The following is a 26,158-nucleotide window of genomic DNA, read 5'->3' as shown; positions in this document are numbered from 1 at the left end:
GGCGAAAGAAAATCAGCCGCGGCTGTTCCAGCGGGCGAGCACCGCGGGCAGATCGTTCAGGCTGCGAATCTCGGCATCCGGCAGGCGCTCCGCTTCCCAGACCTTGCCGGCGGGGTTGAACCAGATCGCTCGCAGACCGGCCTGCTGCGCCCCGGCGATGTCGTCCCCCGGGTGATCGCCGATATGCACGGCGGCTTCGGCGCTCACGCCACCGCGCTGCAACGCTTCATGGAACAGGCGCGCATCCGGCTTGGCGATGCCGATGTCTTCGGCGCACAGCGCAAACTTGAAGTAGTCCGCCAGTCCGAGACGACGGACATCGGCGTTGCCGTTGGTGACCACCCCGAGAGCGTAGTGTTTGGCGAGGGTTTCCAGGATCGGCTCGACCTCCGGGAACACCTCGATCTGATGCCGCGCATGCAGAAACACTTCAAAACTCTTGTCTGCCAGATCCGACGCTTCACCGTGGGCGTACCCGGCTTCTTCCAGCGCATGGAACAACACTCGCCGGCGCAGCGCGCTGATGCGGTGCTTCAAGCCCGGCTCGTTGGCCAATACCCGCTCGCGGATCGACCACAGATGCTCCACCGGTACCGCGCCCAGATTCGGCGCATGTTCGCTCAGCCATTCGCGCAAAACCGCTTCGGCGCTGACGATCACCGGGGCGGTGTCCCACAGGGTGTCGTCGAGGTCGAAGGTGATCAACTGGATGCTCATGAATCGTCGCCTTTCATGCGTTTGGCCCGTGGGTGGGCGCTGTCGTAGACCGCCGCCAGGTGCTGGAAGTCCAGGTGGGTATAGATCTGGGTGGTCTTGATGTCCGAGTGGCCGAGCAGTTCCTGCACCGCGCGCAAGTCCTGGGAGGACTCGAGCAAATGGCTGGCGAAGGAGTGCCGCAGCATGTGCGGGTGCAGGTTCTGCCCCAGTTCGCGCTCGCCGGCCAGTTTGACCCGCACCTGAATTGCGCGCGGGCCGAGGCGTCGGCCTTGCTGGCTGACGAATACGGCGTCGTCCGCCGGATTGGTCAGCGCCCGCAGTGGTAGCCAGTGCTCCAGCGCTTCCCGGGCCTTTTTACCGACCGGCAACAGGCGCGTCTTGCTGCCCTTGCCGAGTACCTGAACCATGCCGTCGGCCAGATCGAGCTGATCGAGATTGAGCCCGGTCAGCTCCGACAGGCGCAGGCCGGAGGAATAGAACAACTCCAGAATCGCCTGATCGCGCCGCGCGAGAAAATCGTCCTCGACCGCACCTTCAAGCAGTTGCAGGGCGCGGTCGGTGTCGAGGGTTTTCGGCAGGCGGCGTTCGCCTTTGGGCGGTGCCAGTCCGGTGGCCGGATCGTGATCGCAGAGGCCTTCACGATTCAGATAATGGTAGAGCCCGCGCACGGCCGAGAGCAGGCGCGCCAGACTGCGCGACGACTGGCCCTGGGCATGCAGGCGGGCGATCAGGCTGCGCAGACGCTGGATGTCCAGCGCCTGCCAGCTGCCGATGTTCTGTTTGTTGCACCAGCCGAGGACTTTATCGAGGTCGCGGCGGTAGGCCGACAGCGTGTGCGGCGACACCTGCCGCTCACTGCGCAGGTGTTCGCAGTAAGCGTCCAGTTGTCGTTCCATGTTCAGCGTACCGAGCGCAGGGAGCTGTTGACCCGTGGCAGCACGCGACCCATGACTTCGGCGATGTAGCTGAGGAACAGCGTGCCGACCGAGCTCTTGTAGTGCTGCGGATCACGGCTGGCGATGGCCAGGATTCCGTGGATGCCCTGGTGGCTGACGGCGACCACGGCGGTGGAGCCGATCTGCTTGCGCTGCTCTTCGCCGAACAGGAAGTCCAGCTCGTGTTCACGCAGGCTACCGCTGACGCTCTTGCCTTCGGTGAGCAACCCGCCGATGGCAGTTTGCGCGTCGGCGTGGGTCACCCAGCGGCCGACCGGGGCCGGGTTATCGCCGAGCAGGATCAGGCTGACGAAGGGCACCTGGAAATCCTGGCGCAGGCTGTCTTCGACGCTGATCACCACATCTTCCAGAGTGGCAGCGTCCATCAGGGCGAGGATCAGGCGACGGGTCTTGTCGAACAGGCGATCGTTGTCCCGGGCGACGTCCATCAAGTGCGAGAGGCGGTGACGCATCTCGATGTTGCGGTCGCGCAGGATGGCCATCTGGCGCTCGACCAGCGAGACGGTATCGCCGCGCTGATGGGGGATGCGCAGGGACGGCAGCAGTTCTTCATGCTCGACGAAGAAGTCCGGATGAGCCTCCAGGTACGCGGCAACCGCTGCCGCCTCCAGTCTCTCGGACGCTGATTCACCGGACTGTCGGGCGGGTACCTGAGGCTTATCGGTCATGGCTTCTGCTCACTCAAAGACGCACTTGTCCTTCGTATACGCGCACTGCCGGGCCGGTCATCAACACCGGTTGGCCGGGGCCTGCCCACTCAATGGACAGGCGCCCGCCCGGCAGGTCGATCAACAGTGGCGAATCCATCCACCCCTGACTGATCGCCGCTACAGCAGCAGCGCAGGCACCGGTGCCGCAGGCCTGGGTTTCCCCGGCGCCGCGTTCCCAGACGCGCAGTTGTGCGCGGTGGCGGTCGATGACCTGGAGAAAACCGACGTTGACCCGCGCCGGAAAGCGCGGATGGTGTTCGATTTTCGGCCCCAGTTCATGCACCGGTGCAGTGTTGATATCGCTGACCCGCAGCACCGCATGGGGGTTGCCCATGGACACCGCGGCCAGATCGACCGGCGTACCGTCGACATCGACCTGATAACTCAAGGCCTGCTCCGGCGCCTGGAACGGAATGTCCGCCGGCACCAGGCGCGGGGCGCCCATGTTCACGCCGATCTGGCCGTCGTTACGCACGTCCAGTTCGATGATGCCGCCCTTGGTCTCGACGCGGATCTGCCGTTTGGCGGTCAGGCGTTTGTCGAGCACGAAGCGGGCGAAGCAGCGCGCACCATTGCCGCACTGCTCCACTTCGGAACCGTCGGAGTTGAAGATCCGGTAACGGAAGTCCACATCCGGATTGCTCGGCGCTTCGACGATCAGCAACTGGTCGAAACCGATGCCGGTGTGCCGGTCGCCCCACATTTTTGCGTGCTTGGGCTGAATATGCGCGTGCTGGCTGACCAGGTCGAGGACCATGAAGTCGTTGCCCAGGCCGTGCATCTTGGTAAAACGCAGCAGCATGGGTTTACTCCGGCAGCAGGCTTTCGCCGGCAAACAGCTCGGCCACGGTTTCGCGGCGACGCACTTCAAAGGCCTGATCACCATCCACCAGCACTTCGGCGGCACGGCCGCGAGTGTTGTAGTTGGAGCTCATCACGAAACCGTAGGCACCGGCCGAATGCACGGCCAGCAGATCGCCTTCTTCCAGCGCCAGCTCGCGTTCCTTGGCGAGGAAGTCGCCGGTTTCGCAGATCGGGCCGACGACGTCGTAGGTACGCGCAGCGGTCTCGCGTGGCTTGACCGGGGTCACGTCCATCCAGGCCTGGTACAGCGCCGGGCGGATCAGGTCGTTCATGGCCGCGTCGACGATGGCGAAGTCTTTGTGCTCGGTGTGCTTGAGGTACTCGACCTGAGTCAGCAGCACGCCGGCGTTGGCGACGATGAAGCGGCCCGGTTCGAACACCAGCGCCAGATCACGGCCGACCAGGCGCTCGCGCACAGCCTTGATGTAATCGGCAGCCAATGGCGGCTCTTCGTCGCGATAACGCACACCCAGGCCGCCACCGAGATCGATGTGGCGCAGGTGGATGCCGCAATCGCCGAGGCGATCGACCAGATCCAGCAGGCGGTCGAGGGCATCGAGGAACGGCGGCAGAGTGGTCAGTTGCGAACCGATGTGGCAGTCGACGCCGACCACTTCCAGGTTCGGCAGGTGCGCGGCACGCACGTACACGTCTTCGGCGTCGGCGATGGCGATGCCGAACTTGTTCTCTTTCAGACCGGTGGAAATGTACGGGTGGGTGCCGGCATCGACGTCCGGGTTCACGCGCAGCGAGATCGGCGCGCGAACGCCCAGCTCGGCGGCGACCACTTGCAGGCGCTCGAGCTCGTCGGTGGATTCGACGTTGAAGCAGTGCACGCCGACTTCCAGCGCACGGCGCATGTCGTCACGGGTCTTGCCGACGCCGGAGAACACGATCTTGTCCGGGCTGCCGCCGGCGGCCAGCACGCGTTCCAGCTCGCCACGGGAGACGATGTCGAAACCGGCACCGATGCGGGCCAGGACATTCAGGACGCCGAGGTTGGAGTTGGCCTTGACCGCGAAGCACACCAGGTGCGGCATGCCGGCCAGCGCATCGGCGTAGGCCAGGTACTGGGCCTCGATGTGGGCGCGGGAGTAGACGTAGGTGGGAGTGCCGAAGCGATCGGCGATGGCGGACAGCGCCACACCTTCCGCGAACAGCTCCCCGCCACGGTAGTTAAAAGCGTCCATGGCGATCCCTTAGTAAACGTCGTGCTTGTGTGCCTTGGAGGCAGGCTGCTTTTGCGAAGACTGGGCTTGCTCGGCCGGGTCCTGATCTTCATCGGGCAGGTACAGCGGGCCTTTTTGACCACAAGCCGAAACAAGGCAGGCAACCGCGACGAGCGCAGCAAGGGAAGAGATCAGGCGCTTCATGGCGAAATCCTTGAAAATGCGTTAATTGCGCCGGAGTATACCGGCCACCCGGCAGCTTGCCTATGCGACGGAACTCCCGTCCGGCGGGGCTCAGGCTGCGGCGCGGAAACTTTTCCCGCGTGACGGGTGGATATTTCGTCGCCGGGCAGGGCGCTTGGTCGTTATCCTTTGCAATCGGCTGGCGGCGTCCGTATCTTGCGGCGCTTGAGCCTGATCAGACATTTTTTGAGGTTGCCGCAATGAGTTTGTCCGAAGCCCGTTTCCACGATCTGGTCGATGAAACCCAGGAAAAACTGGAAGACATCTTCGACGACAGCGACCTGGACATCGACATGGAGAACTCGGCCGGTGTGCTGACCGTCAAGTTCGAGAACGGCACGCAGCTGATCTTCAGTCGTCAGGAACCGTTGCGTCAGCTGTGGCTGGCCGCCGTGTCTGGCGGTTTCCACTTCGACTACGACGAAGAAAGCGAACGCTGGATGTGCGACAAGAGCGAAGAGCAGCTGGGCGAAATGCTCGAGCGTATCGTCAAGCAGCAGGCTGGCACCGAATTCGATTTCGAAGGCCTGTGATTTCGTGACTGATACTGCGCCCGTCCGTCCGCCGAAGCCGCTCTACAGCAACGTCAGCCCGGCCGTGCCTTCGCCGTGCACCGGCGTGTGCCGGCTGGATGAGCAGAAGGTCTGCCTCGGTTGCATGCGCCATGTCGAAGACATCCGCGAGTGGCGTTCGGCCGATGACGAGCGCCGTCGGGTGATTTGTGCGCAAGCGGCTCAGCGCCGGCAGCTCACCGGAGCGTAGCTTGTATATTTTTTGAGCTGTGGTAGTGTCCGGAAACGCCTCAACCCATCGAGGCCTGGTGAAAACCCCGTCTTTTTTGGCGGGGTTTTGCTTTTTTTGTGTGCAGAAGAAAGGAGTCTGCCCGGATCATGACCGCACCTTCCATCACCCTTACCCGTCTGGACGTGCAACGTCTGGAGCGCCTGATCGACAGCCTGGATGACACGCTGCCGGGCGTGATCGCGCTGCAAACCGAACTGGACCGCGCCGATACCCTGGTCGGTCACGATGAAGTGCCTGCCGATGTCGTGACGATGAATTCCCGTGTGCACTGCCGCGAAGAAAGCAGCGGCAAGGACTACCACCTGACCCTGGTCTATCCGAAGCACGCCAACGCCGACGAAGGCAAAATCTCGATCCTGGCCCCGGTCGGCAGTGCGCTGCTGGGCCTGAAGGTTGGTCAGCACATCGACTGGCCGGCTCCGGGTGGCAAGACCCTGAAACTGACTTTGCTCGAAGTCGAATCGCAGCCGGCCAACGGCGGTGATTTCCCGGAGTAACCCGCTTCAGACCTGCTCGAGCGCCTCGTTCAGAGAGCGTTCCAGGTCGGCCTTGTAGCGCAGATACAGATTGCTTGAACTCTGCCCGTCACCGATCACGCCAGACAGGTCCAGGTCGGTGATGTAGCAGCGGTAGCGCTCGGTTTCCCGGCGCTGCCCGACGATCTCCCGGGCGACCACGCTGAACAGCTGGTCGCCATGTTCCAGCTCGCTGAATTCCCGTTGATTGCAATACAGCGTGACCTGCACTTCGCCGGGTGCGGCTTTGCCGACGATCGCCTGCACGTCGTAGAACGGTTTGTTGACCGGTGTCTGCGGCGCCGGGTGCATTTCGACCCGTCGCGCGCGTCCCGGCCCTGATGGCAATAACTGGTAATACAAGATTTCAAGACTGGCGGCATGGCCCGAATCCATCGGCAGCAGCGCTTCGCGGCGGAACTGGATCGATTGCAGGAACCGCTGCAATGGCACCAACAGGCTTTGCTCGTCGTGAAAGGGCAAGTGTTGTTGCCACAGCGCGTTGAACTCATCGAGCACGTATAGCTCGGCGGATAGTTCGGTGATCCGGTAGAACACCTGAATGCATTCGGGCTGGCCCATCGGCAGGATCAACGCCAGGTCGTGGTCTTCCAGCGCCATCGGGTCCAGGTGCAGCGGGCTGTAGCGTGGCTGTTCCTCGCCCAGATAATCGAGTAGCGCCGGCAGGGTGGCGAGGGCGACATGGCTGACCTGACCCGGCACCAGTTCCAGAACGTGGTAATGCTGCTGCACCTGGATCAGGTAGCGGTGATTCAGGTCGCTGAGCAACAGGGTCTGCGCGGTGTCGACAATTTCTTCCACCCGGCGCGCGATGAATTGCGCGCGGTTGTGACAGAAACAGCGCACTCGCAGCGAGGGCTGTTGCGCTCCGCGCGGCAGATTGTTGAGGTAATCGCGCAGGCAGTCCATCAGGGCATGCGGGCCGTCGAAGCGGTTGACCAGCACTTCGTTCCAGCTGTTAAGCGTGACCTGATCCAGGGTCAGCACCAGATTCTCGCGCACACCGGCATAGCTCAGGGAGTCCGTGCGCTCGGTGGTCATCAGGATGTTCAGGTCGCGGTGATGCTTGAGCGGATCGACCCCGACATTCACCAGCATCAAGACTTCGTTCGGTACGGCGGCGCGCAGCAGCGGTTCTTCGGCAACGGTCGGCAAGGGTAGGGGAATGCTCTGTTGCAGGCTGCCGAGCAGGTTGAACAGCTCGAACTCGCTCATGTCGCTGGTGCCGGGGTGCAGGGCCAGTCGGGTGCTGCTGTCGATCACGCCGTTGCGGTGGCACCAGGTCAACAATTCCAGCAACTCGCGGCTGCGCTTGATCGGTGCGAAGTGTTCCCACTCCAGCGCGGTCAGGCTGCCGTTGTAAAGGCCCCACTGGGTCTGGCCCGGTTCCTTTTTGTTCGGCGATTGCACCAGGGTCAGCGTGTCTTCGGCCAGGTCCGGGGCGATGCCGGGATTGATGAACTCGACCTTGTCCGCCTTGCGCTCGAACGCCGCATACAGGCGCCGTCCGAGAACGTTGAGGTCGCGCTTGTTGATCAGGCTGACGGTCTGCTCTGCGCGGGCGAACTGGGTCAGGAAGCGATAGCTGTAATTGAGTTCGTTGACCAGCGCCCGGCGTTCGGCGCTGACTTGGCGGACTTTCCACTGGCTGCGGCTGTCGAGCAGCGCCAGTTGCCGCTGATCCCAATGCCATTCGCTGGCCAGTCTTTCCAGCAGTGAGCGCTGCCAGCTCTGGGTTCGGCTGTTGCCGGTGAGCTTGCGGTTGACCTTGAGGTACAGCGCCCGTCGAACCAGCTCAAGGCGTTCCGGCTCATTGCGCGCAGTAAGGTATTCCTCGATCCGGCGGTAGACCACCATGTACGGATCCAGCTCGTCGAGATCCAGCCGGTTGGCGAACACCGCTTGCTTGAAGCGCAGGCTCAGGCACTGCACCTGGGGGTGCTCGCTGGCGTAGACCTCGGTCAGCAGCAGCTTGAGCACGGACTTGTAAGGCGATTCGATGCCCTTGAACAGTTGCCACAGCCCGGCGCCGACGAACTCGCCCGGTGGAATGTACGCCATCGGCCCCAGGTCGAGGGTTTCATCGTTGCGGATGAAGCGCTTGGAAATCAGGGTATGGGTGTACGCGTCATAGGCGCGTTCTTCGTAGACCGGCACCAGCCACCAGATCGGCGTGCGCCCGGCAAGCCAGATCGCGGTGCGGTAGAACTCGTCCAGCAGCAGATAGTGCTGGGTGGTGCCGCAATCTTCGGAGCTGAGTTGAGTGTCGCGTTCGCCTTTGACGAAACGCACCGGGTCGATCAGGAAGAAGTGCGCCTCGGCCCCTTGGCTGGCAGCCCAGGTTTCGAGCAACTGGCACTTCTTGCGCAGTTCGGCCAGCTCACTGTCGCTCAGGTCGGGGGCGTGGCAGACCCACACGTCCATGTCGCTCTGGTCCGCCTGGGCCAGCGTGCCGAGGCTGCCCATCAGGAACAGGCCGTGAATCGGTCGTGGCGGGTTGCTGCCGTGACGCGGCTTGTAGGAGAACGAGCGGGTCAGGCGCTGGGCTTCGGCGAGCGTCTCGGCGTCCGGTTCGTAATTCGACAGCCCGGCCGGCGTGCTGCCCGAGACATAACCCGGCAACAGCGGATGATTAACGTGAAAAAACAGCGGCAGCAACGTCAGCACACTTTGCTGGCGCGTCGACAGGCCTTCCCGCGCCCGGTTCAGGCGGCCTTCATTGAGTTTCAGAAAGCGTGCACGTAGCTGGCTGAGTACCTTGCGGTCGATGCCTTCGTCCAGGTCGGGGCGGATTTCATGGGTGCGGGTCATGTCGGCTCAAACCGGCGCGCAGGGCTCGGAGGCAAGGGGTCTCGGGTGTCCGGGAGTTTAGCGCCTGAGCGGCAGGAGTTTTAAGCTGAATTTGTTTTTTGACGTCAGATTTCTATCGCGCGGTGATGGACGATGTTCATGGCTGGCCCGCGGAAATCCCGTGACAGGGGTTTCCGTGGGCAAAGTCGGGAGGATCAGGCGGTTTGCTGCTCTTTGAGAATCGTCAGTACGGTTTGCACGTTTTGTGCGGCATCGCGACCGAGGCTGGTCAGGTAACCGCCATCAGGCTGGTCTGTCAGTTCTTTTTCGAACAGGCGTTGTGCGGCGGCAATGTGCTTCGGGGCAGCGGTCTGATGAATTTTCAGACCTTCCTGGGAACTGTCCAGGTTGAAGAGTGCGAGGACTTCCAGTTCGGCAACCAACTCAGGGGTAAGCGACATAAGGACTCCAGACTTTCTAGGAATTGGACGACAGCGCCCCTAAGGTGAACCTGCCGGCGCGGCCTGTCCAGTGCGCGTGTCAGGGTTTTTGTCCCGGGGTGGATTCCAGTGTAGTCAGGGAGCGGCAGAAGACCGCGCAGATGGGTGACAAATTGTGTGGGAGCAGGCGGGCTCCCACAGGGCGGGGCCGTTTACTGCTTTTCCGGTGGCAGCTCGGGCAGTGCGCGCAGCGCGGTTTCGTACCACTCGGTATCGAACGCGCGGTCTTCGTCGAGCATCGCGTCGATTTCACAGGCCAGCACGTGGGCCATCAGATTCAGGATGTCATCGCGTTCGTAACCGACCAGCGTCAGCTTGTTGAAGGTTGCCTTGGCCGCTGGCGGGTTGTCGCTTTCGATCTGGTTCTCGATCGCTTCGATCAGCGTCGATTCGGTGAACTCTTCTTCATCATTGTCGATGTCAGTCGGCTCGCTCATGGCAGGCTCCTCAAGGAAAGGCGCCAGTTTACCCGCATTCAGCAGCGTGATGCTGCTGGCACGAATACCCGGGGCGATCTATAAACAGGCACTGCCCACCCCGCACGGCCTGGAGGCTATGTGATGTTCAAGCTCTATGGATTCTCCGTCAGCAACTACTACAACATGGTCAAGCTGGCGCTGCTGGAAAAAGACCTGCCGTTCGAAGAGGTCACGTTCTACCCGACGCCAACGCCGGAGTCCCTGGCCATCAGCCCGCGCGGCAAGGTGCCGGTGCTGGGGGCTGAAGGTGGTTACATCAATGAAACGATGGTGATGCTCGAATACCTCGAAAGCACCCAGAAGGGTGCTCCACTGCTGCCGGCCGAGCCGTTTGCCCGAGCTCAGGTGCTGGCAGTGGCCAAGGAAATCGAGCTGTATATCGAGCTGCCGGCCCGTGCCTGCTATGGCGAGGCGTTTTTTGGCATGGCACTCCCGGAGGCGATCAAGGAGAAAACCAAGGCTGAATTGCTGCTGGGTTTCGCGGCGCTGGCACGTCACGGCAAGTTCGCTCCGTATGTGGCGGGCGACAGCCTGACTATTGCGGATTTGTACTTCCTCTACAGCGTGCCGTTGGCAGTTGCGGTGGGGCACAAGCTGTTCGGTCTGGATTTGCTGGCGGAGATGCCGAAGGCCAAGGCACTGCTGGAGCGGCTTGAGCAGAATCCGCACGTGCAGAAGATTGCGGCGGACAAGGATGCGGCGATGCCGGCGTTTTTGGCGATGATCGCAGCGAAGAAGTAATTTTTTGGAGTTTTCGAGATAGCTTTCGCGAGCAAGCCCGCTCCCACACTTGATCTCGATTGGACACCTGTTCGGTGTTCGCAGCAGATCAGATGTGGGAGCGAGCTTGCTCGCGAAGCTTTGACTTTTAGCGGCTGGCGATCAGCGCCTGACCGCGAACCACGGCAGCCTTGACCTGCGCCGGCGCAGTGCCGCCGATGTGGTCACGGGCATTTACCGAACCTTCCAGGGTCAGCACGGCAAACACGTCCTGCTCGATCTGGTCGCTGAACTGGCGCAGTTCTTCCAGGCTCATTTCCGCCAGATCTTTGCCGGTGTCGACGCCGTACTTCACCGCGTGGCCGACGATCTCGTGGCAATCACGGAACGGCAGGCCACGGCGTACCAGGTAGTCGGCCAGGTCGGTGGCGGTGGAGAACCCGCGCAGCGCCGCTTCGCGCATGATCGCGTGCTTTGGCTTGATCGCCGGGATCATGTCGGCAAAAGCCCGCAGCGAGTCGCGCAAGGTGTCGGCGGCGTCGAACAGCGGTTCCTTGTCTTCCTGGTTGTCCTTGTTGTAGGCCAGCGGCTGGCCTTTCATCAGGGTCAACAGGCCCATCAGGGCGCCGAATACCCGACCGGTCTTGCCACGTACCAGCTCCGGAACATCCGGGTTTTTCTTTTGCGGCATGATCGAGCTGCCGGTGCAGAAACGGTCCGGCAGATCGATGAACTGGAACTGCGCGCTGGTCCACAGCACCAGCTCTTCGGAGAAGCGCGACAGGTGCATCATCGCGATGCTCGCGGCCGAGCAGAATTCGATGGCGAAGTCACGGTCGGACACGTTGTCCAGCGAGTTGCCGCCGACGGCGTCGAAGCCCAGCAACTGCGCGGTGTATTCGCGGTCGATCGGGTAAGTGGTGCCGGCCAGCGCGGCGCTGCCCAGCGGCATGCGGTTGGTGCGCTTGCGGCAGTCGACCAGGCGCTCGTAGTCGCGGCTGAGCATTTCGAACCAGGCCAGCATGTGGTGCCCGAAGGTCACCGGCTGAGCGGTCTGCAGGTGGGTGAAGCCCGGCATGATGCTGGCGGCTTCACGCTCGGCCTGCTCCAGCAGGCCTTTTTGCAGGCGGGTGATCTCGGCCAGGATCAGGTCAATTTCGTCACGCAGCCACAGGCGGATGTCGGTGGCGACCTGGTCGTTGCGGCTGCGGCCGGTGTGCAGCTTCTTGCCGGTGACGCCGATGCGGTCGGTCAGGCGTGCTTCGATGTTCATGTGCACGTCTTCGAGGTCGACGCGCCAGTCGAACTGGCCGGCCTCGATTTCGCCCTGGATGGTCTTCAGGCCATCGATGATGCTGTCGCGCTCGGCATCCGTCAGCACACCGACCTTGGCCAGCATGGTGGCGTGGGCGATCGAGCCCATGATGTCGTGGCGATACAGGCGCTGGTCGAAAGTGACGGAGGCGGTGAAGCGGGCGACGAAGGCGTCGACGGGTTCACTGAAGCGGCCGCCCCAGGACTGATTGGTCTTGTCAGTGCTCATGAATTCGCTCGTATCGGCTTGAAGAAAGAAGGCGTGAAACGCTGGCGCGGATAATAACAGGGTTGCCAATCCTGTCGCTGACACTGGTCGATACGTTTTTTTCTCATTCGCTCCGCCATAGTTGTCGGCGTCCCCGGGGGATTTGCGCAAGGATATTTTTCGATTGAGCAATATCGGCCCGACGAGCGTCTACAGTAGGACATAGGGGTCGGGTGACCACGGATCGGGCAAAGATCCGGCCACCGACTATAAGAAGAGAGAGGGGTGGGTGTATTGGCCATTGGCATACCCTGCGTAAAACGCAGTCGGCGACGGGCGTCGGGCGGTACGTTGCAGGTGTCGGCAAATATTGCCGGCCGACGTACGGCACTTTTTGGCGCTCGCGCTAGTCTTAGCGTGGATCGCGGTGACGGACGTCACTCCACTTGTCTACGCTATCCTTGTGCGAGACTCACGCAGGAATCCAGCGCAATATGAATGTCCTGATCGTTGATGACGAACCACTGGCCCGCGAGCGACTCAGCCGAATGGTGAGCGAGCTCGAGGGCTACACAATCCTGGAGCCCAGCGCCACCAATGGCGAAGAGGCGTTGGCACTGATCGACAGCCACAAGCCGGATATCGTACTGCTCGATATCCGCATGCCGGGCCTCGATGGCCTGCAGGTGGCTGCCCGTCTGTGCGAACGCGAAACCCCGCCAGCCGTGGTGTTTTGCGCAGGTCCCGATGAATTTGCCGTGGAAGCCCTGCAGGCCAGCGCCGTGGGCTATGTGGTGAAACCCGTGCGAACCGAACATCTGCATGACGCCCTGAAACGGGCTGAACGTCCCAACCGGGCCCAACTCTCGGCCCTGACCCGTCCTGCCGCCGAAAGCGGTAACGGCCCGCGCAGCCACATCAGCGCCCGGACCCGCAAAGGCATCGAACTGATCCCGCTGGATCAGGTGGTGTACTTCATTGCCGACCACAAATACGTGACCTTGCGCCACGAAGCTGGCGAAGTCCTTCTGGATGAGCCGCTCAAGGCGCTGGAAGACGAATTCGGCGAGCGCTTCGTGCGGATCCACCGCAATGCGCTGGTCGCCCGCGACCGCATCGAGCGACTGCAACGCACACCGCTGGGCCACTTCCAGTTGTTCCTCAAGGGCCTCAACGGTGACGCGCTGATTGTCAGCCGTCGACATGTGGCGGGTGTGCGCAAAATGATGCAGGGGCTTTAGTCCGCAGGCTCCGGGCGGTTCTTTGTTCATTTCACCAGGCATTGCAGGCCAGGGAGGCCACGCCGTATCTGATTCAGGTCAAAGTGGATTTGGCTGAGCTGTTATTATCCGCCGTATCTATTCAGTACGGATTGATCCATGTCCTCTCGCGAAATCCGCATCGCCACCCGCAAAAGTGCTCTGGCCCTCTGGCAGGCCGAATACGTCAAAGCCCGTCTTGAAGCATCCCACCCGGGCCTGCTGGTGACGCTGGTGCCCATGGTCAGTCGCGGCGACAAGCTGCTCGATTCGCCCCTGTCGAAAATCGGTGGCAAGGGCCTGTTCGTCAAGGAACTGGAAACCGCGCTGCTGGAAAACGAAGCCGACATCGCCGTGCATTCGATGAAAGACGTGCCGATGGATTTCCCTCAAGGCCTCGGTCTGTTCTGCATCTGCGAGCGCGAAGATCCCCGTGACGCGTTTGTCTCCAATACGTATTCCAGCCTCGATGCGTTGCCTGCCGGCAGCATCGTCGGTACCTCCAGCCTGCGGCGTCAGGCGCAGTTGCTGACGCGCCGTCCGGATCTCGAGATCCGTTTCCTGCGTGGCAACGTCAACACCCGTCTGGCCAAGCTCGACGCCGGCGAATACGACGCGATCATCCTCGCGGCAGCGGGCCTGATCCGCCTCGGTTTCGAAGATCGCATCACCTCGGCCATCAGCGTCGATGACAGCCTGCCGGCCGGTGGGCAGGGCGCCGTCGGTATCGAATGCCGCAGCGCCGACACTGAAATCCACGCCTTGCTCGCGCCCCTGCATCACGCCGACACCGCTGACCGTGTCACCGCCGAGCGTGCCCTCAACAAACATCTGAATGGCGGCTGCCAGGTGCCGATCGCCTGCTACGCCGTGCTCGAGGGCGATCAGTTGTGGCTGCGCGGTCTGGTGGGCGAGCCGAGTGGCGGCAAGCTGCTCAGCGCACAAGCCCGTGCGCCGCGTGCGGCAGCCGAGACCCTGGGTGTGCAGGTGGCCGAAGACCTGCTGAGCCAGGGCGCCGACGATATTCTCAAGGCAGTCTACGGCGAGGCAGGTCACGAGTGACCGCCTGGCGCCTGCTGCTGACGCGCCCGGCGGAAGACTGCTCGGCGCTCGCCGCCGTGCTGGCCGAACAAGGGTTTTTCAGCAGCTGTCTGCCGCTTTTGGAAATCGCGCCACTGCCGGTCTCTGACACAATGCGCCGCACAATCACGCAACTGCCGCGTTACAGCGCAGTGATCGTGGTCAGCAAGCCAGCGGCGCGGATCGCGGTGGATCTGCTCGACTCTTTGGGCCTGGCGACTCCTACGATGCCGTGGTTCAGTGTGGGTGCAGCGACCGCCGCTATCCTTCGGGATCGGGGGCTGGATGTGAGCTTCCCGGACGCGGGTGACGACAGCGAGGCCTTGCTGCAATTGCCGCGTCTGCTTGAGGCGGTGGTCGTGCCCGGTTCGCAGGTGTTGATTCTGCGTGGGGAGGGCGGACGCGAGCTGCTGGCCGAGCGCCTGCGCGCGCTTGGTGCTAGTGTCGAATACTTGGAGTTGTACCGTCGCGACCTGCCGGACTATCCGCCGCAGGAGCTGCCCCGCAGGATTGCAGCGGAACGCCTGAACGGGCTGGTGGTCAGCAGTGGACAGGGTTTCGAACACCTGCGCCAACTGGCCGGCGACAGCTGGCCTGCACTTGCGCGGCTGCCGTTGTTTGTTCCAAGCCCAAGGGTTGCCGAGCAGGCCAGTGCCGCCGGGGCCCGAACAGTTGTGGATTGTCGCGGCGCCAGTGCCGCGGCCTTGCTGACGGCGTTACGGGAGCATCCCGTGCCCGTTCTCTAATGCAAAGGATGGATACGTGAGCGAAACAGCCTTGCCTAAAGATGACGTTCAACCTGTGATCGATGCACCGGTTGATGCACCGCCACCGGCCGCGGAACCGCGCCGAGGCAACGGATTGGCCATACTCGCGCTGCTGCTCGGCGCTGCCGGTGTTGCGGTGGGTGGCTGGGGTGTGTGGCAGGTGCGACACCTGCAGACCAGCACTCAGAATCAGTTGAATCAGGTTCAGGCGTTGAACGATCAGGCACAGACCCTGAAGCTCAACGAGCAACGACTGACCGAGCGCCTCGGGCAATTGCCCGGTGCCGATGAACTTGCCGAACGCCAGCGTCTAGTGACCCAGCTTCAGGGCGATCAGCAACGCCTCAACCAGCGTCTGGAAACGGTCCTCGGCGCCAGCCGCAAGGACTGGCGGCTGGCCGAGGCCGAGCACTTGCTGCGGCTGGCCAGCCTGCGTCTTTCCGCCCTGCAGGACATCAGCAGCGCCCAGGCGCTGGTTCAGGGTGCCGATGAAATCCTGCGCGAGCAGAATGATCCCGGCTCGTTCGCCGCCCGCGAGCAAGTGGCGAAAACCCTGGTAGCGCTGCGCAGTACCGAGCAGCCGGATCGCACCGGGCTGTTCCTGCGCCTGGGCGCCTTGCGCGATCAGGTCGTCGGCCTCACCGAGCTGGCGCCGGAATACAAGGATCGCGGCGATTCACTGCTGGGCCTGACCTCCGATGGCGACGGCGCCAGTCGCTGGGCGCAGTGGTGGGATCAGATATCGCGCTACATCCGCATCGATTTCAACGCTGACAAAAACGTCCGGCCGCTGCTTGCAGGCCAGAGCCTGAGCCAGGTGCGCCTGGCCCTGAGCCTTTCGCTCGAGCAGGCGCAATGGGCTGCGCTCAACGGTCAGGCGCCGGTGTACACCCAGGCGCTGGCCGAAGCGCGTGACGTCCTCACGGGCAACTTCAATCCGGACAACCCGCAGAGCAAAATCATGCTCGAGCAGGTCGCGGAATTGAGCAAGCAACCGGTTACCGTCAACACGCCGGATCTCGCTGGAACCTTAAGTGCGGTGCAGGCCTATCTGGAGCGCCGCAACGTCAACGCCGAAGACTCGGTGAAACCCTTCGCCAAACCGGCTGCCAGCACCGCGCAGGAGGCGACACCATGAAGCGCCTGTATGTGATCGTGTTTCTGGTGATCGCGGCGACGGCGGCGCTGGGCCTGGCGATTGCCGAGCATTCCGGTTACGTGCTGGTCGCCTACAAAAGCTTTCGTTATGAATCGAGCCTTTGGGCGACCCTGGCGGTGGTGGCGGTGCTCTGGCTGCTGGTCTGGGGCATCAAGGCGCTGGTCGAGCTGGTACTGACCTCCGGCGGAGTGGTCAATCCGTGGTCGCGTCGTAACCGCAGCCGCCGTGTGCAGGTGGCGATCGAGCATGGTCAGCTCGACCTGGCCGAAGGGCGCTGGGCCAGCGCCCAGCGTCATCTTTACCGGGCCGCCGAAGCCGAGCGTCAACCGTTGCTGTATTACCTGGGCGCCGCCCGCGCCGCCAACGAACAAGGTCATTACGAGGAAAGCGATCGCCTGCTGGAGCGTGCCCTCGAGCGTCAGCCGCAGGCCGAGCTGGCGATCGCCCTCAGCCATGCGCAGTTGCAGACCGATCGTGGCGATACCGATGGGGCGCTGGTCACTTTGCAGGCTATGCATGAACGCCATCCGCACAATGTCCAGACCCTGCGCCAGTTGCAGCGCCTGCATCAGCAGCGCGGTGACTGGTCGTCCGTGATTAGCCTGTTGCCGGAGCTGCGCAAGGACAAAGTCCTGCCACCGTCCGAACTGACCGAACTCGAACGTCGCGCCTGGGGGGAAAACCTGTCCCTCGCGGCCCAGCGTGAAGAGGACGGCGCAGTCGGTTTACAGTCGCTCAACCGCGCCTGGCAGCAACTGACTTCTGCCCAGCGCCAGGAGCCGGCACTGGTGCTGGCCTACGCCGAGCAGCTGCGCCAGCTGGGTGCTCAGGTCGAAGCGGAAGAAGTGCTGCGCACGGCGCTCAAGCGCAAGTACGACAGTCATCTGGCGCGCCTTTACGGTCTGGTGCGTGGCAGCGATCCGGCGCGTCAGTTGCAGACAGCCGAGGGATGGCTCAAGGATCATCCGGGCGATGCCAGCTTGCTGCTGACGCTGGGACGCCTGTGCCTGCAAGCCAGTCTGTGGGGCAAGGCGCGGGACTACCTGGAAAGCAGTCTGCGAGTGCAGCGCAATCCGGAAGCGTGCGCCGAGTTGGCGCGTCTGCTGGCCCGGCTCGGTGACACCGAGCGCAGCAATCTGCTGTTCCAGGAAGGGCTCGGTATGCTGGATGAGCGCCTGCTGGCTGCACCATTGCCGGTAGCCGCTCGAGCATGATCAGAAAGGGGGAGCGTTGCTCCTCCATTTCTTTCCCGGTGACTGAATTGTTACCGGTAAATCCTCTCCCGAGCAAAATCCTACAATGGGCTACACCGAATCCTTCGGTGCCTGTCGGGATTTCCCTACACTTCTGATGAAGTGTCGCCAGTGACCTGCCTTGAAAGCCCGAGGCGCTTTCCTCTACCGTAACTGCCTGTCTTTATTGTTACGGATAAGCCATGTCGTTGGCCTGCTCACGCTCCCTGTTCTTTATGGCTTTCACTGCGGGGATTCTGGCCCTGGGAGCTTCTTATTACCTCGAATACGCGGTCGGTCTGGTGCCCTGCAGCCTGTGTCTGGTCCAGCGTCTGTTCATGTGTATGCTCACCACTTTTTGTGGTGTGGCGGCGGTCCATGGGCCGCAGCGTGTCGGTCTGTCGCTGTACTGGATGATGGCGTTGCTGACCAGTCTTGGCGGGATGACGGCGGCCTGGCGACAAGTACTGTTGCAAAGTGATTCCCTGCAAAGGCTGGCGCATTGCGGGCCAGGGCCGGAGGAAATGTTCAGCAGCCTGCCGTGGTTATGCGCACTGATGCGTATGTTCAACGACACTGCCGATTGCACGGAGTTGTCCTGGACACTGTTCGATTTGAGCATTCCGGAGTGGAGCCTGCTGTTCTTCGTGGGGATGTCGATCCTTGCCGCTTACCAGTTGCTGCGACAGGTCTGGATGGCTTTACAGCGACCACTTAGCGGCCAACCGTCGCACCCGGCGCTGGTCAGGGATTAAACACTTGTATGAACTTTCTCTCCTGCGTACCTTGAAGCCATAGGCGTGCGGGCATAATCTGGCCCGCACGTGTCATTGGAATTGTGTTGCTCGATGACGCTCTGCCCGGCCGCCTCTCAAAGCAATAGCCACAAGAAGAGGCGCGGGTGTAGGGCAGCATGACCCACAAGGGAAGAGAGATCACCATGCTCGAAAGTTGTCAGAATGCTCAGGAACGTTGGGGTGGAGTTCATCTGCTGATCGACCGCTGGCTGCAGGAGCGTGAGGAATTGATCGCTGCCTATGACAAGCTGGGCGCCAAACCTCAGGCGCTGTCCGAGGATCGAAAGCCTTTGCAGGAATTCTGCGGTGTGCTGGTCGATTACGTCTCGGCCGGGCACTTCGAAATCTACGAACAGCTGACGGGCGAGGCCAAGGCCTTCAATGACAAGCGCGGCCTGGAACTGGCCGAGACGATCTATCCGCGGATCGATGTCATCACCGAAAAGCTGCTCGCGTTCAACGACCTTTGTGATGAAGGCAAATGCGTTGCGGAGAAATTCAAGGAGCTGGGCGGCCTGCTCCACGAGCGCTTCGAACTGGAAGACTGCCTGATCGAAGTGCTGCATACCGCACACAAGGAAGAGGATTCGGTTCAGGCCTGAACCGAACCTCGCAAGACACAGAAACGGTGCGCCCCAAACGCACCGTTTTTTATTGGGCGATCAACTGGTCGCGCCGCGCAATTCCACTTCGAACACCAGCGGTGTGAACGGCGCGATCAAGTCGCCTGCACCGTCGGCGCCATAAGCCTGATCCGATGGAATCACCAGACGCCACTTCGCGCCGACCGGCATGTTCTGCAGCGCGGTGCGCCAGCCGGCGATCACGCTGTCGAGATTGAACCACTGCGGCTGGCTGTTCTGATCGAACACGGTGCCGTCCGGCAGTCGGCCGATGTACAGCACCTGCACTTTTCCATCCGGGCCGGCCTTGGTGCCATTCCCCGGCGCAAGCTCGGTCAGCAGGATGCCGTCGGCCAGCTCCTTTACACCCGGTTTGGCTTTTTCGGCGGTGAGAAAACGTCGCTCGTTTTCCATCGCGGCTTCAGTCGAAGGCATCGCCGCCTGCTCGGCTGCCTGCGATTCGTGATCGGCGAGGATCTGCTCGATGCGTGCCTCGCTCAGTGCCAACGGCTTGCCTTGATAGGCCTGCTGCAGACCTTCGATCAACGCCTGGATCTGCAGCTGCGGCACTTCCTGACGCAGTCGTTCGCCGAGGCTGGCGCCGAGGCTGTAAGCCAGATCGTGGGCGTCATTCGCCGTCGTTTTTTCGTCGGCCTGAGCCACGGAAAAAATCATGCAGAGGGATAAAAAAAAGTAGCGCGACATGGGCACTCTCCATCCTGAATTGCGGTGGATTATGCCAGCGCGAACGTCTGCAACGGTGAACTGCTTTTGCCAATGCGCAGAAGTTTTTTGCAAGCCTGCAACCGAGTGCTTTCGATACTGTCAACATGCCCTAGCGGCGGTAGCAGCAGAGGTCTAGTATGAGCCGCACTCACGTCAGCCAGGAGGTAAACCATGTCGGCCACCAAGAAGCCTGTAAACACTCCGTTGCATTTACTCCAACAACTCTCGGGCAGCCTGCTCGAGCATCTGGAAAACGCTTGCTCCCAAGCCTTGGCTGATGCTGAAAAACTGCTCGCCAAACTGGAAAAGCAACGCGGCAAGGCGCAAGAAAAACTGCACAAGTCCCGCACCAAACTGCAGGACGCAGCAGCAGCCGGTAAAGCCAAGGCGCAGACCAAGGCCAAGGCTGCCGTGAAGGAACTCGAAGACCTGCTCGATGCGCTGAAGGAACGTCAGTCCGACACCCGCAGCTACATTCTGCAACTCAAGCGCGATGCCCAGGAAAGCCTGAAACTGGCCCAGGGTGTCGGTCGTGTTCAAGAGGCTGTTGGCAAGGCGTTGTCCCTGCGTTCGGCCAAACCGGCAGCGGTACCTGCGAAAAAAGCAGCCGCCAAACCTGCTGCAAAAGCACCGGCCAAGGCTCCTGCAAAAGCCCCTGCAAAAGCGCCAGTGAAAGCCGCTGCAAAACCAGCCGCGAAGAAACCCGCAGCCGCCAGCGCTGCTAAACCTGCGGCCAAAACCACAGCGGCCAAACCCGCTGCCGCCAAGCCGGCTGCTGCAAAACCAGCCGCCAAACCTGCGGCGAGAACTGCTGCTGCGAAAGCGGCTCCAGCGAGAACTGCCGCTGCGAAACCTGCTGCCAAGCCAGCCGCCAAGCCGGCAGCAAAACCAGCCGTTAAAGCCGCCGCTAAACCAGCCGCCAAAACAGCTGCTGCCAAGCCTGCGGCGAAAACCGCTGCCAAACCGGTTGCTGCCAAACCTGCTGCCAAAGCGGCAGTGAAACCAGCGGCCAAGCCTGCGGTGAAAGCTGCGGCCAAACCCGCTGTAAAAACAGCCGCCAAACCGGCTGCCACCGCCAAGCCTGCAACGACCGCCGCCAAGCCAGCGACCACCGCTAAACCGGCCGCCAAGCCAGCAGCGAAACCTGCTGCAAAACCTGCGGTGAAAAAACCTGCCGCTGCCAAGCCGGCTGCCGCGAAACCCGCTGCAGTAAAACCGACCGCTGCTCCTGCTGCCAAACCTGCCAAACCTGCCGCACCGGCAACTCCGGCTGCGACCGCTGCACCTGCACCCGCCGCCACTACCTCGACCACCGCAACCACGCCATCGTCGGCGCCGGTGTCGAGCGTCGCCAGCAACCCGTCCAGCGCTTCCTAAGCGCTGGTCGCCGNAGCGCGTCGCGGTTCAGGTTGGCCGCAGGGCCGGCCAGCACTTCCAGCCAGTCACTCGATTCCTTCGAATTCCGCTTCCAGCCTTGTGCGGCGCCTTCCAGTCGCGACAGCAGAGCACGTTCCGCTTCCAGTTCCAGTCCCTTGATCTGCTCGCGCATCCCCTTGAGCGCCGGATCGGTTTCGGCCAGCGCTTTCCACTGCATGCGCAATGTGCGCAACGGTTGCACCACCTCCCGGTCCCAAGGCTCTGTCAGTTCAAGAAGTTGCCGGGCTCGCACCTCGTTGCAGGTGGCATCGCGTTGTTCCAGCCATAAACCGCACAGCATCAGGCACACGTTGGCCCCCGCCGATTGCAGGCGCAGGCAGGCATCCTCGACGCCGGGACGGGCGTAGACGGCAAGTGCAAAGCTCCACAGGTCAGAGGACATCGTGCTACTCGCGCCAGTTGCGGGGGAAGCTGGTAGACTCCGCCGCCATTATGATCCGACTTCAGAACCTGACTTTACAGCGTGGCCCGCAACGTCTGCTAGAAGACGCCGAGCTGACCCTGCACGCCGGCCACAAAGCCGGCCTCATCGGTGCCAACGGCGCCGGCAAATCCAGCCTGTTCGCCTTGCTCCGCGGTGAGTTGCACCCGGACTCGGGCGACTGCCTGCTGCCGGCCGACTGGCGTATCGCCCACATGCGCCAGGAGGTCGACACGCTCGAGCGCCTGGCGGTCGACTATGTACTCGACGGTGACCTGCGCCTGCGCGAAGTGCAGCGCGAGCTCGCGGCAGCCGAAGAGGCCCACGACGGCACCGCGCTGGCCCGCCTGCACGCCGAACTCGACAGCGCCGACGGCTACACCGCCGATGCGCGGGCGCGCAAGCTGCTTGCCGGCCTCGGTTTCACCAACGAGCAGATGGATCGTCAGGTAGGAGATTTCTCCGGTGGCTGGCGGATGCGTCTGAACCTTGCGCAGGCTTTGATGTGCCCATCGGACCTGTTGCTGCTCGACGAGCCGACCAACCACTTGGACCTCGACGCCATCATCTGGCTCGAAGAGTGGCTGAAAAGTTACCCCGGCACCTTGCTGCTGATTTCCCACGACCGCGATTTCCTCGATGAAGTCGTCGATCACGTGGCCCACGTCGATCAGCGCAAGCTGACGCTCTACCGTGGCGGCTACACCGCGTTCGAACGCGCCCGTGCCGAGCGTCTGGCCCAGCAGCAACAGGCCTACGAGAAGCAGCAGGCGCAGCGTGCGCACATGGAAAGCTACATCGCCCGGTTCAAGGCCCAGGCCACCAAGGCCCGTCAGGCCCAGAGCCGGATCAAGGCGCTGGAGCGCATGGAAGAGCTGTCGGCGGCCCACGTCGATTCGCCGTTCGACTTCGTGTTCCGCGAGTCGACCAAGATCTCCAGCCCGCTGATCGACCTGTCCGATGCGCGCCTGGGTTACGGCGAGAAAACCGTGCTGGAGAAGGTCAAGCTGCAACTGACCCCCGGCGCGCGGATCGGCTTGCTCGGCCCCAACGGCGCGGGCAAGTCGACCCTGATCAAGAACCTTGCCGGCGAACTCGAACCACTGGCCGGGCGCCTGACTCGCGGCGAGAACACCGTGGTCGGTTACTTCGCTCAGCATCAACTCGACTCGCTGGATTCCAAGGCCAGCCCGTTGCTGCACTTGCAGCGTCTGGCGCCGACCGAGCGCGAGCAGACCCTGCGCGATTTCCTTGGTGGTTTCGACTTCCGTGGCGCACGGATCGACGAGCCGGTGCTGAATTTCTCCGGTGGCGAAAAGGCTCGTCTGGCTTTGGCGCTGATCGCATGGGAACGGCCGAACCTGCTGCTGCTCGACGAACCGACCAACCACCTCGACCTGGAAATGCGCCTGGCGCTGACCATGGCGTTGCAGGAATTCAGCGGCGCGGTGTTGGTGGTTTCCCACGATCGGCATCTGCTCAAGAGCACCACCGACAACTTCTTCCTGGTCGCGGACGGCAAGGTCGAAGAGTTCGACGGCGACCTTGAGGACTACGCCCGTTGGCTGGTCGAGTACCGTCAGCGCAACGCCCCGGTCAGCAACACACCGGTCAACCCGGACAAGACCGACAAGAAGGCCCAGCGTCAGGCTGCCGCTGCGTTGCGTCAGCAACTGGCGCCGCACAAGCGCGAGGCTGACAAGCTCGAAGCCGAGCTCGGCAAGCTGCACGAGAAACTGGCGAAGGTCGATGCCAGCCTCGGCGACAGCGACCTCTACGAGCCGGCGCGCAAGAACGAACTGCGTGACCTGCTGGCCGAACAGGCCAAGTTGAAAGTCCGCGAAGGCGAGCTTGAAGAAGCATGGATGCAAGCGCTGGAAACGCTGGAAAGCATGCAGGCGGAGCTGGAGGCGCTGTCTTGATGGAAGCTTTCAAACTTCCATTGCCGGCGATGTGGGCCGAGCCGATCTGGCTCGGTGTGCAGATTCTGCTGATCCTGCTGGCCGGTTACTTCGCCCAGCGCGTCGTCGCCCGATTCCTGACTCGCCTGGGCGAGAAGTATCCGTTCCCGCCGCAGTTGCTGATGCCGCTGCGCGGCGGTCTGCGCTGGCTGATCATGGGCAGTGCGCTGATCTTTGTGCTGGAGCGTCTCGGGGTGTCGGCCACGGTGCTCTGGACCGCGCTGTCGGGCTTCGTCGCGGTGGCGGCGGTGGCGTTCTTCGCCATGTGGAGCGTGCTGTCGAACCTGCTCTGCGCAATTCTGATCTTCACTGTCGGCCCGTTCCGTCTTGGCGACGTGGTCGAACTGGTCGACACCACCGACAAACCCGGCGTCAAAGGCCGGGTGGTGGCGATCAATCTGCTCTACACCACGTTGATCGAGGCCGAAGAACTCGGCACCGGCAGTGCCATGGTGCAAGTACCCAACAGCCTGTTCTTCCAGCGTTCGGTGCGCCGCTGGCGCGGCACGGATGTCTTCCCTTCCAGCGGTTTCGAAAAGTGATTGGGCGCCGGCCACATTGGTCAGCGGCCGCGACATCCTGCAAAAAATCGGTAGTCATCCAGCCAAATCCGCATTAGCTTTGAGGATTGTCACGAGTCCGAGTCGAGGTGTGCGATGGAGCTTCAAACATGGCTGGCGTTTTTTGCCGCCTGCTGGGTGATCAGTCTTTCTCCGGGTGCCGGCGCCATTGCGTCGATGTCCAGCGGTCTGCAATACGGTTTCTGGCGCGGTTACTGGAACGCCCTGGGCCTGCAGATCGGCCTGGCTGTGCAGATTGCCATCGTCGGCGCCGGTGTCGGCGCGATCCTCACCGCTTCGGCCACTGCGTTCCACGCGATCAAATGGTTCGGTGTCGCGTATCTGGTTTATCTCGCGATCAAGCAATGGCGCGCACAGCCGATGGACATGAGTGACGACGCGGCGGTCCGGCCGATCGGCAAGCCGCTGGCGCTGGTGTTCCGTGGTTTTCTGGTGAACATCAGCAACCCCAAGGCCCTGGTGTTCATGCTCGCGGTGCTGCCGCAGTTCATCAATCCGCATGCGCCGCTGCTGATCCAGTACGTGGTGATCGGCGTGACCATGATCGCGGTCGACCTGATCGTCATGGCCGGCTACACCGGTCTGGCGTCGAAGGTGTTGCGCCTGTTGCGTACACCGACCCAGCAGCGACGCATGAACCGCACGTTTGCCGGGCTGTTCATTGGCGCTGCGGCGTTCATGGCGACGTTGCGCAAAGCGGCCGCGTAAAGCGTGCAGCCACAAAAAAAGGCGACCTGAGAAGGTCGCCTTTTTCGTTTCCGACAGTCGGTCAGTGAAGAATCACTGGCGCCGTATCACGCGGCAGATTGTTGCGCTGCTGCGGTTCGCGCGGCTGCTCGTAACCGCCACCGCCGAGCTGCATGCTCAGCTGTCCGGCCACGTCTTCGCCCAGCGCCTTCGAAACATCGCGCACCACCCGCGGGCGGTTGAGCGAGATCTTGATGTCGCGGTGGTTCACCAGTTTGGTGTCCTGCGCTTCGCCCATCGCCGTGAAGGCCGAGGTGATTTCGAAGGTCTTGGTGTTGATCAGGCTGAAATCGGCCACCAGCGTCAGGCCCAGCACGGCGGAATAGCTGTCGGTGTTCGCCAGCTCGTTTACGTCCTGGGTGAAGTCGATGTCCGACACCGTGCCGAACAGCACGTAGTCGGCACCCTTGAAGTTGCCGGCCTTGATCCGCTTGATCACGTCGTAGACGTCACCCTTGGACGACGCCGTGTACGGCGTGCCCTGCACCAGCTGGAACATGCCGGTACGCAGGATTTCACCCTTGATGTCGCCGGTGAACTTACGCAGCTCGGTCTGTTCGATGTAGCTGGTGGTGGCTTCGAGCTCGTTATAGCTCGAAGACCCACTGGCGCTGTAATAACCCTCGCGGTAATTGTTCTGGGCCGAAACGATGTGGATGTATTGCTCCACACGTTCCTGATACGCCAGATCCGTCACCGCGACTTTCGGGGCCGCCTGCACGCTGAACGCGCAAGCCAGGGCCATCATGCCAATCCATGTGCGCATCGATTAACGCTCCGTGGTTTTGCGGATCTCTTTCTCGTCCATCCACTCGGCCAGACCGCTTTCAACGTCGATCAGTTGCAGGCTGAATTTGTAGAAGACGTCCTTGTAGTCGCTGCTGCGCTTGACGATCGAGCTGATCGAACCTTCAAGACGGTATTTGGCGGCGATCATGTTGCCAGTCTTGGCCACGGTGCTTTTCTTGTACAGGCCGCTCTGGTTTTGCAGCTTGAGCTGGTCGACCTGGCTCTGCATCGCGGTGTTGTCGCTGGCGAAACGGGCGGTGCCGGACTTCATCAGCTGGGTCTTGATGCTGGTGGTGATTTCGCGGGTGTCGATGTATTCGCTGGTCTTGTTCTTCACGTCGTAGACCTGCACCACAGGACGACCCTGCAGAATGCCGGACTGGGCCAGGGAACGGGTCATCGACTCGGCGATCATCTGCAGGTCGGTCGAACCGAACTCGTTGGTCACGGTTTCAACAGCCTTGGTGTCGCCGTAGCTGATGTTCTTGCTGCCCAGGGTCGGCGAAGTGTTGGCGCAACCGCTGGCCAGCAGGGCGAGGACGGCGATGAAGGAAAAGCGTGCAAACATG

Annotated in this window: 29 protein-coding genes; 15 read left to right on the top strand and 14 right to left on the bottom strand. The window is 62.2% G+C overall.

The annotated features are described in order from the left end of the window. Positions 1-12 precede the first annotated feature (12 nt). From ACTJK9_RS18275 to lptM, 6 genes are read right to left on the bottom strand one after another with little or no spacing between them, the layout of a single operon-like run. Complete coding sequence (locus tag ACTJK9_RS18275) at positions 13-717, bottom strand: HAD family hydrolase (RefSeq protein ID WP_197867119.1); 705 nt, start codon at positions 715-717, stop codon at positions 13-15. Continuing rightward, on the bottom strand, positions 714-1,613 hold the full coding sequence (xerC, locus tag ACTJK9_RS18270; RefSeq protein ID WP_085612059.1) for a tyrosine recombinase XerC: 900 nt from the start codon (positions 1,611-1,613) through the stop codon (positions 714-716). Before xerC ends, ACTJK9_RS18275 begins: the two co-directional genes overlap by 4 nt. Positions 1,614-1,615: 2 nt before the next feature. After that, positions 1,616-2,341, bottom strand: a complete 726-nt coding sequence (locus ACTJK9_RS18265; RefSeq protein ID WP_440815253.1) for a DUF484 family protein — start codon at positions 2,339-2,341, stop codon at positions 1,616-1,618. Positions 2,342-2,354: 13 nt separating this feature from the next. Further along, on the bottom strand, positions 2,355-3,185 hold the full coding sequence (gene dapF / locus ACTJK9_RS18260) for a diaminopimelate epimerase (RefSeq protein WP_011336523.1): 831 nt from the start codon (positions 3,183-3,185) through the stop codon (positions 2,355-2,357). A 4-nt stretch (positions 3,186-3,189) separates the two neighbouring features. Continuing rightward, positions 3,190-4,437, bottom strand: coding sequence for a diaminopimelate decarboxylase (gene lysA, locus ACTJK9_RS18255; RefSeq protein ID WP_007951889.1), 1,248 nt, complete (start codon positions 4,435-4,437; stop codon positions 3,190-3,192). A 9-nt stretch (positions 4,438-4,446) separates the two neighbouring features. Next, positions 4,447-4,620: an LPS translocon maturation chaperone LptM gene (gene lptM / locus ACTJK9_RS18250; RefSeq protein WP_082934452.1), complete on the bottom strand. Its 174-nt coding sequence runs from the start codon at positions 4,618-4,620 to the stop codon at positions 4,447-4,449. A gap of 239 nt (positions 4,621-4,859) precedes the next feature. Between lptM and cyaY the strand changes: the two genes are divergently transcribed. The 3 genes from cyaY (at position 4,860) to rnk (ending at position 5,960) form a co-directional block, all read left to right on the top strand. Beyond that, positions 4,860-5,192, top strand: a complete 333-nt coding sequence (cyaY, locus tag ACTJK9_RS18245) for an iron donor protein CyaY (RefSeq protein ID WP_007951887.1) — start codon at positions 4,860-4,862, stop codon at positions 5,190-5,192. Between the two features lie 4 nt (positions 5,193-5,196). After that, on the top strand, positions 5,197-5,421 hold the full coding sequence (locus ACTJK9_RS18240; RefSeq protein ID WP_064600343.1) for a DUF1289 domain-containing protein: 225 nt from the start codon (positions 5,197-5,199) through the stop codon (positions 5,419-5,421). A 128-nt stretch (positions 5,422-5,549) separates the two neighbouring features. Beyond that, entirely contained in the window at positions 5,550-5,960 is a 411-nt protein-coding gene (gene rnk, locus ACTJK9_RS18235) for a nucleoside diphosphate kinase regulator (RefSeq protein WP_064379882.1), read from the top strand. Positions 5,961-5,966: 6 nt separating this feature from the next. On the opposite strand, the gene ACTJK9_RS18230 is transcribed toward rnk, so the two are convergent. The 3 genes from ACTJK9_RS18230 to ACTJK9_RS18220 all read right to left on the bottom strand — a co-directional run bounded on the left by ACTJK9_RS18230 (position 5,967) and on the right by ACTJK9_RS18220 (position 9,726). Continuing rightward, positions 5,967-8,810, bottom strand: coding sequence for a class I adenylate cyclase (locus ACTJK9_RS18230; protein WP_440815248.1), 2,844 nt, complete (start codon positions 8,808-8,810; stop codon positions 5,967-5,969). A 194-nt stretch (positions 8,811-9,004) separates the two neighbouring features. Then, entirely contained in the window at positions 9,005-9,250 is a 246-nt protein-coding gene (locus ACTJK9_RS18225) for a TIGR02647 family protein (RefSeq protein ID WP_007951883.1), read from the bottom strand. Positions 9,251-9,441: 191 nt separating this feature from the next. Then, a complete protein-coding gene (locus tag ACTJK9_RS18220) occupies positions 9,442-9,726 on the bottom strand; it encodes a hypothetical protein (RefSeq protein ID WP_007951881.1) in 285 nt (94 codons plus the stop codon). 123 nt (positions 9,727-9,849) lie between these two features. Between ACTJK9_RS18220 and ACTJK9_RS18215 the strand changes: the two genes are divergently transcribed. After that, entirely contained in the window at positions 9,850-10,509 is a 660-nt protein-coding gene (locus tag ACTJK9_RS18215; RefSeq protein ID WP_221398323.1) for a glutathione S-transferase family protein, read from the top strand. Positions 10,510-10,636: 127 nt separating this feature from the next. Here the strand turns inward: ACTJK9_RS18215 and argH are convergent, their stop codons facing one another. Next, positions 10,637-12,031, bottom strand: a complete 1,395-nt coding sequence (gene argH / locus ACTJK9_RS18210) for an argininosuccinate lyase (RefSeq protein ID WP_095049356.1) — start codon at positions 12,029-12,031, stop codon at positions 10,637-10,639. Between the two features lie 473 nt (positions 12,032-12,504). Between argH and ACTJK9_RS18205 the strand changes: the two genes are divergently transcribed. From ACTJK9_RS18205 to ACTJK9_RS18175, 7 genes are all read left to right on the top strand, one after another. Continuing rightward, positions 12,505-13,251, top strand: coding sequence for a LytR/AlgR family response regulator transcription factor (locus tag ACTJK9_RS18205; RefSeq protein ID WP_039765284.1), 747 nt, complete (start codon positions 12,505-12,507; stop codon positions 13,249-13,251). Between the two features lie 138 nt (positions 13,252-13,389). Further along, on the top strand, positions 13,390-14,331 hold the full coding sequence (hemC, locus tag ACTJK9_RS18200; RefSeq protein WP_440815243.1) for a hydroxymethylbilane synthase: 942 nt from the start codon (positions 13,390-13,392) through the stop codon (positions 14,329-14,331). After that, positions 14,328-15,095, top strand: coding sequence for a uroporphyrinogen-III synthase (locus ACTJK9_RS18195; protein ID WP_085612054.1), 768 nt, complete (start codon positions 14,328-14,330; stop codon positions 15,093-15,095). The genes hemC and ACTJK9_RS18195 overlap by 4 nt, the downstream gene beginning before the upstream one ends. 16 nt (positions 15,096-15,111) lie before the next feature. Further along, a complete protein-coding gene (locus ACTJK9_RS18190) occupies positions 15,112-16,254 on the top strand; it encodes a uroporphyrinogen-III C-methyltransferase (protein WP_085612053.1) in 1,143 nt (380 codons plus the stop codon). Continuing rightward, entirely contained in the window at positions 16,251-17,489 is a 1,239-nt protein-coding gene (locus ACTJK9_RS18185) for a heme biosynthesis protein HemY (protein WP_440815240.1), read from the top strand. The genes ACTJK9_RS18190 and ACTJK9_RS18185 overlap by 4 nt, the downstream gene beginning before the upstream one ends. Before the next feature lie 221 nt (positions 17,490-17,710). Further along, entirely contained in the window at positions 17,711-18,262 is a 552-nt protein-coding gene (locus tag ACTJK9_RS18180) for a disulfide bond formation protein B (protein WP_221398321.1), read from the top strand. Positions 18,263-18,447: 185 nt separating this feature from the next. Further along, complete coding sequence (locus ACTJK9_RS18175) at positions 18,448-18,906, top strand: Rsd/AlgQ family anti-sigma factor (protein ID WP_007951863.1); 459 nt, start codon at positions 18,448-18,450, stop codon at positions 18,904-18,906. Positions 18,907-18,966: 60 nt separating this feature from the next. On the opposite strand, the gene ACTJK9_RS18170 is transcribed toward ACTJK9_RS18175, so the two are convergent. Further along, positions 18,967-19,632 carry an FKBP-type peptidyl-prolyl cis-trans isomerase gene (locus ACTJK9_RS18170; RefSeq protein ID WP_085612051.1) on the bottom strand — a complete coding sequence of 222 codons (666 nt, stop codon included), beginning with the start codon at positions 19,630-19,632 and terminating at the stop codon, positions 18,967-18,969. Between the two features lie 192 nt (positions 19,633-19,824). Between ACTJK9_RS18170 and ACTJK9_RS18165 the strand changes: the two genes are divergently transcribed. Next, entirely contained in the window at positions 19,825-21,030 is a 1,206-nt protein-coding gene (locus ACTJK9_RS18165) for an AlgP family protein (protein WP_440815238.1), read from the top strand. On the opposite strand, the gene ACTJK9_RS18160 is transcribed toward ACTJK9_RS18165, so the two are convergent. After that, positions 20,954-21,472 carry a TIGR02444 family protein gene (locus ACTJK9_RS18160; RefSeq protein ID WP_440815235.1) on the bottom strand — a complete coding sequence of 173 codons (519 nt, stop codon included), beginning with the start codon at positions 21,470-21,472 and terminating at the stop codon, positions 20,954-20,956. The two genes, ACTJK9_RS18165 and ACTJK9_RS18160, sit on opposite strands and share 77 nt — an antisense overlap. A gap of 50 nt (positions 21,473-21,522) precedes the next feature. Between ACTJK9_RS18160 and ACTJK9_RS18155 the strand changes: the two genes are divergently transcribed. The 3 genes from ACTJK9_RS18155 (at position 21,523) to ACTJK9_RS18145 (ending at position 24,761) form a co-directional block, all read left to right on the top strand. Further along, complete coding sequence (locus ACTJK9_RS18155; protein WP_085612048.1) at positions 21,523-23,433, top strand: ATP-binding cassette domain-containing protein; 1,911 nt, start codon at positions 21,523-21,525, stop codon at positions 23,431-23,433. Then, positions 23,433-24,014 carry a mechanosensitive ion channel family protein gene (locus ACTJK9_RS18150; protein ID WP_039765304.1) on the top strand — a complete coding sequence of 194 codons (582 nt, stop codon included), beginning with the start codon at positions 23,433-23,435 and terminating at the stop codon, positions 24,012-24,014. The genes ACTJK9_RS18155 and ACTJK9_RS18150 overlap by 1 nt, the downstream gene beginning before the upstream one ends. A 114-nt stretch (positions 24,015-24,128) precedes the next feature. Beyond that, entirely contained in the window at positions 24,129-24,761 is a 633-nt protein-coding gene (locus tag ACTJK9_RS18145) for a LysE family transporter (protein ID WP_039765305.1), read from the top strand. 61 nt (positions 24,762-24,822) lie between these two features. Here ACTJK9_RS18145 and ACTJK9_RS18140 read toward each other — a convergent pair whose 3' ends face one another. After that, entirely contained in the window at positions 24,823-25,566 is a 744-nt protein-coding gene (locus ACTJK9_RS18140; protein WP_085612047.1) for a penicillin-binding protein activator LpoB, read from the bottom strand. A gap of 3 nt (positions 25,567-25,569) precedes the next feature. Further along, positions 25,570-26,157, bottom strand: coding sequence for a penicillin-binding protein activator LpoB (lpoB, locus tag ACTJK9_RS18135; protein ID WP_007951848.1), 588 nt, complete (start codon positions 26,155-26,157; stop codon positions 25,570-25,572). Position 26,158 lies beyond the last annotated feature (1 nt).

It is taken from the genome of Pseudomonas sp. 22082 (assembly GCF_052046055.1).
Classification (GTDB): Bacteria; Pseudomonadota; Gammaproteobacteria; order Pseudomonadales; family Pseudomonadaceae; genus Aquipseudomonas; species Aquipseudomonas pharyngis.
Note: the sequence above shows the minus strand (reverse complement) of the source record. Positions and strands in the feature narration are given on the sequence as shown.

Excerpts from the sequence above, each read along its gene's own strand:
- ACTJK9_RS18170 (WP_085612051.1), bottom strand. The coding sequence starts at position 19,632 with ATGTCGCGCTACTTTTTTTTATCCCTCTGCATGATTTTTTCCGTGGCT.
- ACTJK9_RS18145 (WP_039765305.1), top strand. The coding sequence starts at position 24,129 with ATGGAGCTTCAAACATGGCTGGCGTTTTTTGCCGCCTGCTGGGTGATC.
- ACTJK9_RS18185 (WP_440815240.1), top strand. The coding sequence starts at position 16,251 with ATGAAGCGCCTGTATGTGATCGTGTTTCTGGTGATCGCGGCGACGGCG.
- rnk (WP_064379882.1), top strand. The coding sequence starts at position 5,550 with ATGACCGCACCTTCCATCACCCTTACCCGTCTGGACGTGCAACGTCTG.
- ACTJK9_RS18225 (WP_007951883.1), bottom strand. The coding sequence starts at position 9,250 with ATGTCGCTTACCCCTGAGTTGGTTGCCGAACTGGAAGTCCTCGCACTC.
- ACTJK9_RS18180 (WP_221398321.1), top strand. The coding sequence starts at position 17,711 with ATGTCGTTGGCCTGCTCACGCTCCCTGTTCTTTATGGCTTTCACTGCG.
- hemC (WP_440815243.1), top strand. The coding sequence starts at position 13,390 with ATGTCCTCTCGCGAAATCCGCATCGCCACCCGCAAAAGTGCTCTGGCC.
- ACTJK9_RS18175 (WP_007951863.1), top strand. The coding sequence starts at position 18,448 with ATGCTCGAAAGTTGTCAGAATGCTCAGGAACGTTGGGGTGGAGTTCAT.
- dapF (WP_011336523.1), bottom strand. The coding sequence starts at position 3,185 with ATGCTGCTGCGTTTTACCAAGATGCACGGCCTGGGCAACGACTTCATG.
- lpoB (WP_007951848.1), bottom strand. The coding sequence starts at position 26,157 with ATGTTTGCACGCTTTTCCTTCATCGCCGTCCTCGCCCTGCTGGCCAGC.
- ACTJK9_RS18220 (WP_007951881.1), bottom strand. The coding sequence starts at position 9,726 with ATGAGCGAGCCGACTGACATCGACAATGATGAAGAAGAGTTCACCGAA.
- ACTJK9_RS18215 (WP_221398323.1), top strand. The coding sequence starts at position 9,850 with ATGTTCAAGCTCTATGGATTCTCCGTCAGCAACTACTACAACATGGTC.
- ACTJK9_RS18150 (WP_039765304.1), top strand. The coding sequence starts at position 23,433 with ATGGAAGCTTTCAAACTTCCATTGCCGGCGATGTGGGCCGAGCCGATC.
- lysA (WP_007951889.1), bottom strand. The coding sequence starts at position 4,437 with ATGGACGCTTTTAACTACCGTGGCGGGGAGCTGTTCGCGGAAGGTGTG.
- ACTJK9_RS18155 (WP_085612048.1), top strand. The coding sequence starts at position 21,523 with ATGATCCGACTTCAGAACCTGACTTTACAGCGTGGCCCGCAACGTCTG.
- ACTJK9_RS18205 (WP_039765284.1), top strand. The coding sequence starts at position 12,505 with ATGAATGTCCTGATCGTTGATGACGAACCACTGGCCCGCGAGCGACTC.
- ACTJK9_RS18265 (WP_440815253.1), bottom strand. The coding sequence starts at position 2,341 with ATGACCGATAAGCCTCAGGTACCCGCCCGACAGTCCGGTGAATCAGCG.
- ACTJK9_RS18230 (WP_440815248.1), bottom strand. The coding sequence starts at position 8,810 with ATGACCCGCACCCATGAAATCCGCCCCGACCTGGACGAAGGCATCGAC.
- xerC (WP_085612059.1), bottom strand. The coding sequence starts at position 1,613 with ATGGAACGACAACTGGACGCTTACTGCGAACACCTGCGCAGTGAGCGG.
- argH (WP_095049356.1), bottom strand. The coding sequence starts at position 12,031 with ATGAGCACTGACAAGACCAATCAGTCCTGGGGCGGCCGCTTCAGTGAA.
- ACTJK9_RS18140 (WP_085612047.1), bottom strand. The coding sequence starts at position 25,566 with ATGCGCACATGGATTGGCATGATGGCCCTGGCTTGCGCGTTCAGCGTG.
- lptM (WP_082934452.1), bottom strand. The coding sequence starts at position 4,620 with ATGAAGCGCCTGATCTCTTCCCTTGCTGCGCTCGTCGCGGTTGCCTGC.
- ACTJK9_RS18275 (WP_197867119.1), bottom strand. The coding sequence starts at position 717 with ATGAGCATCCAGTTGATCACCTTCGACCTCGACGACACCCTGTGGGAC.
- cyaY (WP_007951887.1), top strand. The coding sequence starts at position 4,860 with ATGAGTTTGTCCGAAGCCCGTTTCCACGATCTGGTCGATGAAACCCAG.
- ACTJK9_RS18165 (WP_440815238.1), top strand. The coding sequence starts at position 19,825 with ATGTCGGCCACCAAGAAGCCTGTAAACACTCCGTTGCATTTACTCCAA.